5 protein-coding genes are annotated in these 4,678 nt (G+C 67.0%); all 5 read left to right on the top strand.

What is annotated here, in order from left to right:
* The coding region (locus IV088_RS23030) for an ROK family protein (protein WP_291106616.1) at positions 1-241 on the top strand (241 nt) is incomplete at its 5' end.
* Entirely contained in the window at positions 238-1,734 is a 1,497-nt protein-coding gene (locus tag IV088_RS23025; RefSeq protein WP_291106614.1) for a sugar ABC transporter ATP-binding protein, read from the top strand. The genes IV088_RS23030 and IV088_RS23025, both read left to right, overlap by 4 nt.
* Complete coding sequence (locus IV088_RS23020) at positions 1,715-2,716, top strand: ABC transporter permease (RefSeq protein WP_291106612.1); 1,002 nt, start codon at positions 1,715-1,717, stop codon at positions 2,714-2,716. The genes IV088_RS23025 and IV088_RS23020 overlap by 20 nt, the downstream gene beginning before the upstream one ends.
* Before the next feature lie 180 nt (positions 2,717-2,896).
* Positions 2,897-3,859, top strand: a complete 963-nt coding sequence (locus IV088_RS23015) for a substrate-binding domain-containing protein (protein WP_291106610.1) — start codon at positions 2,897-2,899, stop codon at positions 3,857-3,859.
* Between the two features lie 109 nt (positions 3,860-3,968).
* The coding region (locus tag IV088_RS23010; protein WP_291106608.1) for a sugar phosphate isomerase/epimerase at positions 3,969-4,678 on the top strand (710 nt) is incomplete at its 3' end.

Here is a 4,678-nt window from a genome sequence, read left to right as displayed (position 1 = left end):
GATGCTGGCCTCGGTGGTGAACTTCTTCAACCCCTCGCATGTGTTCATTGGCGGCGGGCTCACGCGCACGGGGCCGCAGCTGCTGGCCTCGGTGCGGCAAAGCGTGTACCAGCGCTCGCTGGCCCTGTCCACGCGGCACCTGGAGATCCAGTACACGCCGCTGGCCGAGCGGGCTGGCGTGGTCGGCGCGGGCGCGCTGGCCATGCAGGAAACCTTGAAACACCGAAAGGCCGCGGCATGAGTCTTCAGATCGAATTTCGCGGCACCACCAAGTCCTTCGGCCCGGTGCAGGTGCTGCACGGGGTGGACTTCGCCCTGCCCACGGGCCAGGTGCTGGGCCTGCTGGGCGAAAACGGCGCGGGCAAGTCCACGCTCATGAAGATCCTCGCGGGCTTTGAACAGGCCAGCGGCGGCACCGTGCTGCTCAACGGCCAGCCCCAGGCGTTTGCCAGCTCCCGCGACGCCGAGGCCCAGGGCATCGTGCTGATCCACCAGGAGTTCAGCCTGGCCGAGGACCTGACGATCGTGCAGAACCTGTTCCTGGGCCACGAGAAAAAACGCGGCTGGGGCGGCCTGCTGCTGGACGAAGAGACCATGCGCGAAGAGGCGCAGCGGGCCATCGCGCAGGTCGGCCTCACCGCCGATGTGAACACGCGGGTGAAAGACCTGATCGTGGCCGAGAAGCAGCTCGTGGAGATTGCGCGCGCGCTGCTGCGCAAGGCGCGCCTGCTGATCATGGACGAGCCCACGGCCACCCTCACGCCCACAGAAACCGAGCGCCTGTTTGGCCTGATGCGCCAGCTCAAAAGCGAGGGCGTGACCCTGGTCTACATCTCGCACAAGCTCGACGAGGTGGAGCGCATGACCGACCAGGTGGTGGTGATGCGCGACGGCCGCTGTGTGGCCCAGCAACCCACGGCCAGCCTGAACCGCCAGCAGATGGCCAACCTCATGGTGGGCCGCGAACTGGCCGACCTCTACCCACCCAAGGCCACGCCGCCCACAGCCGCCACACCGGCGCTGCGCGTGCAGGGCCTGAGCGTGCCCGGCTGGGCGCAGGACGTGAGTTTCGAGGTGCGCCCCGGCGAGATCCTGGGCTTTGCGGGCCTGGTGGGCGCGGGCCGTACCGAGCTGTTCGAGGGCATCATGGGCCTGCGCCGCTGCAGCGCGGGCACGGTGGAGCTGCAAGGCCGGCCCCAGACCATCCGCCACCCGCGCGACGCCGTGCGCCTGGGCCTCACCTACCTGAGCGAAGACCGCAAGGGCAAGGGCCTGCACGTGAACTTTGGCCTGCGCGAGAACCTCACGCTCATGGCGCTGGAGCGCTACGCCACGCCCTTGCTGCAACCCGCGCAGGAACACCAGGCGCTGGCCCACGCGGTGGACGAATTCGGCATCCGCACCGGCAGCCTGCACATCAAGGCCTCCAGCCTCTCGGGCGGCAACCAGCAGAAGGTGGCGCTGGCCAAGGTGCTGCACCCCGGCCCCAGGGTCGTGGTGCTGGACGAACCCACGCGCGGCGTGGACGTGGGCGCCAAGCGCGACATCTATCTGCTCATCCAGAAACTGGCCAGCCAGGGTCTGGCCGTGATCATCGTTTCCAGCGAACTCATGGAGCTGATTGGCCTGTGCCACCGCGTGGCGGTGATGCGTGCGGGCCGCTTGCAGACCGTTCTGAAATCCCAACAACTCACCGAAGAGGAGCTCATCGCCCATGCCACAGGAACCCACTGAAAACGCCACCACCGGCCACGCCAGCCGGTGGCTGGGCCAGCTGCAGGGCATGGGCCCGGTGATCGGCCTGGTGCTGCTGTGCGTGGTGGGCACGCTGCTCAACAGCAACTTCGCCACGCTGGACAACATCACCAACGTGCTCACGCGCACGGCCTTCATCGGCATCATCGCCGTGGGCATGTGCTTCGTCATCGTGTCCGGCGGCATTGACTTGTCGGTGGGTTCGATGGCGGCGCTGATCGCGGGCAGCGTGATCCTGGCCATGAACCACCTCGCGCCCGTGCTGGGTTCGCCCATCGGTACCGTGGCGCTGGGCATGGCGCTGGCGCTGGTGCTGGGTGCCGCGTTCGGCCTGGCGCACGGCCTGCTGATCACCAAAGGGCGCATCGAACCCTTCATCGTGACGCTGGGCACGCTGGGCATCTTCCGTGCCTACCTGACCTACTTCTCCAACGGCGGCGCCATCACGCTGGACAACGAGCTGACCGACGTCTACAGCCCGGTGTACTACGGCAGCGTGGCGGGCATTCCGATCCCCGTGTGGGTGTTCCTGGCGGTGGCGCTGGTGGGCAGCGTGATCCTGAACCGCACCACCTTCGGCCGCTATGTGCAGGCCATCGGCTCCAACGAACAGGTGGCGCGCTACGCCGCGGTGGACGTGGACCGCGTGAAGGTGCTGACCTATGTGCTGCTGGGTGTGTGCGTGGGCATCGCCACCCTGCTCTACGTGCCGCGCCTGGGCTCGGCGTCGCCCACCACCGGCCTGCTGTGGGAGCTGGAAGCCATCGCCGCCGTCATCGTGGGCGGCACCGCGCTCAAGGGCGGCGCGGGCACCATCACCGGCACGGTGGTGGGCGCCGTGCTGCTCTCCGTGATCAGCAACATCCTGAACCTGACCAGCATCATCAGCGTGTACCTCAACGCGGCGGTGCAGGGCTTCGTGATCATCGCGGTCGCTTTCATGCAGCGATCCAAGAGATGACCGCCCCCAAGCGTCTTCTCCCCTTCGGGGCGAATCCGGGGCTCCACCGCTGCGCGGGTCGCTGCCCCCCCGAGGGGGCGCCGCCCGCCTTGGGGCGGCCCGGCGGCGGGCGATCTCCTTTCGTTTTCCCTCACCACAGCAGCCGCTGTTTCATCCACCTGCATCCAGGAGACAACTGAAATGAAAACCATCACCCGCAGACTCGCACTGACCGCCGTGGCCCTGGCCGCCTTCGGCGCCACCTCCAGCTTCGCCCAGAACAAGGTGGTGCTGGGTGTGTCCATCCCGGCCGCCACGCACAGCTTCATGGCGGGCGTGGTGTTCTGGGCCAACCAGGCCAAGGCCGAGCTGGAGAAAGCCAACCCCGGCCTCGAAGTGATCGTGAAGACCGCCAGCGGCTCGCCCGAACAGGCCAACCAGCTGCAAGATTTGCTCACCGTGAACAAGATCAACGCCCTGGTGGTGCTGCCCTTTGAATCGGCTGCGCTGACCAAGCCCGTGGCCCAGCTCAAGGGCAAGGGCGTGTACGTGACCGTGGTGGACCGCGGCCTGACCGACACCAGCGCGCAAGACGCCTACGTGGCGCCCAACAACACCACCTTCGGCGAAGTGCCGGCGGCCTACATCGGCAAGGCGCTGGGCGGCAAGGGCAATGTGGTGGTGCTGCGCGGCATCGCCTCCAACGTGGACAACGAGCGCAACGACGCCTTCAACGCCGGTCTGAAAGCCTTCCCCGGCATCAAGGTGCTGGACGCCAAGTACGGCAACTGGAACCGCGACGACGCGTTCAAGGTCATGCAGGACTACCTGACCCGCTTCCCGCAGATCGACGCCGTGTGGGCGGCGGACGACGACATGTCGGTCGGCGTGCTCAAGGCCATCGACCAGGCCAAGCGCACCGACATCAAGCTGGTGTTCGGCGGCGCGGGCGCCAAGGGCTCCATCAAGACCCTGATGGACGGCAGCGACCCGCGCATCCAGGCCAACGTGTCCTACTCGCCCAAGTTCATCTACGACGCGGTGAAGATGACGGCCGAAGCCCGCCTGAAAGGCGCCAAGCTGCCCGCCAACACCATCATCCCGTCGGTGCTGATCACCAAGGACACCGCGCGGAACTTCTACTTCCCCAACTCCCCGTTCTGAGCCGGTGGTTTGACCCGCCTGGCCTGTGGCCCCGTTGAACAGGCGCCAGCCGCATGAAGTTCAACGGCACTCCGCCACAGGCCTTTTTCCTCTTTTCCGGAGCCTCTCCATGGCAAGACCCGTCACCTTGTTCACCGGCCAGTGGGCCGACCTGCCCCTGGCCGAACTGGCCCCGCTGGCCAAAACCATGGGCTACGACGGCCTGGAGCTCGCCTGCTGGGGCGACCATTTCAATGTGCAAGAGGCCCTGGCCTCCGCCACCTACGTGCAGGACAAACACGCCCTGCTGGCGAGCCACGGCCTGCAGTGCCTGGCCATCGGCAACCACCTGGTGGGCCAGGCCGTGTGCGACCTGATCGACGAGCGCCACCAGTCCATCCTGCCCGCCCATGTGTGGGGCGATGGCGAGCCCGAGGGCGTGCGCCAGCGCGCCGCCGCCGAGCTGCAGGACACGGCGCGTGCGGCCAGGAAATTTGGCGTGAAGACCGTCACCGGCTTCACCGGCTCGTCCATCTGGCACTCGATCTACGCCTTCCCGCCCACCAGCCAGGCCTACTGGGACAAAGGCTTTGCCGACTTCGGCGCGCGCTTCACGCCCATCCTCGATGTGTTCGACCAAGTCGACGTGAACTTTGCGCTGGAGGTGCACCCCACCGAGATCGCGTTTGACATCGCCACCAGCGAACGCGCGCTGGCCGCGGTGCAGCAGCACCGCCGCTTCGGCTTCAACTTCGACCCCAGCCACCTGGCCTACCAGGGGGTGGACTACATCCGCTTCATCCGCACCTTTGGCCCGCGCATCTTCAACGCCCACATGAA

The sequence above is a fragment of the Hydrogenophaga sp. genome (assembly GCF_018780075.1).
Classification (GTDB): Bacteria; Pseudomonadota; Gammaproteobacteria; order Burkholderiales; family Burkholderiaceae_C; genus Hydrogenophaga.
The sequence above is the reverse complement of the archived record's forward strand: the minus strand, read 5'-3'. Positions and strand labels throughout refer to the sequence as shown.

Excerpts from the sequence above, each read along its gene's own strand:
- IV088_RS23025 (WP_291106614.1), top strand. The coding sequence starts at position 238 with ATGAGTCTTCAGATCGAATTTCGCGGCACCACCAAGTCCTTCGGCCCG.
- IV088_RS23020 (WP_291106612.1), top strand. The coding sequence starts at position 1,715 with ATGCCACAGGAACCCACTGAAAACGCCACCACCGGCCACGCCAGCCGG.
- IV088_RS23015 (WP_291106610.1), top strand. The coding sequence starts at position 2,897 with ATGAAAACCATCACCCGCAGACTCGCACTGACCGCCGTGGCCCTGGCC.